This is a genomic window from Dyella sp. ASV21 (genome assembly GCF_016428975.1).
Classification (GTDB): domain Bacteria; phylum Pseudomonadota; class Gammaproteobacteria; order Xanthomonadales; family Rhodanobacteraceae; genus Dyella.
Genome location: NZ_JAELTT010000182.1, coordinates 1 through 426, shown reverse-complemented (window position 1 = coordinate 426; position 426 = coordinate 1). Strand labels below are relative to the sequence as shown.

Genomic DNA, 426 nt, shown 5'->3' with positions numbered 1-426 from the left:
ACCCCCGCCTCCGCCTCCGCCGTCGCGCTGAACGGAGCAGGCGCGCGCCCGGCGTGGCGTCGCCGATGTGAGAAAACTGAACAGATTCGTAACGTTTCCTGTTGGTCCGGCGACAAACGGTGAAGAGGGTGGTCACTCTGGTGGACGCCCGGTATGCCCGATAGCTGGGTGTCGTCGCGCGGTTTCCGCGCGGCGGACACGACTGCCCGCAGCCCATCAGGAGGGGACAATGAAGAAGAACATCACACGGTCGGTGCTGGTCACGGTGGCCGCCGCTGCCGTCGGCGCCGGTTCGCTACTGGCCGCAGGCCAGGCCCACGCCGCCGGAGACCTCGGCGTGAACGCCACCGTGAAGTGTCAGGAACTGAACGGCAAGACCTATACCCAGCGTCTGGTCGCCGTGACCAACCACGGTCCGGATACGGC

At 66.9% G+C, this 426-nt stretch carries 1 protein-coding gene; it reads left to right on the top strand.

From position 1 onward, the window contains the following. Nucleotides 1-229 precede the first annotated feature (229 nt). The coding region (locus JHD67_RS21480; RefSeq protein WP_199101171.1) for a hypothetical protein at nt 230-426 on the top strand (197 nt) is incomplete at its 3' end.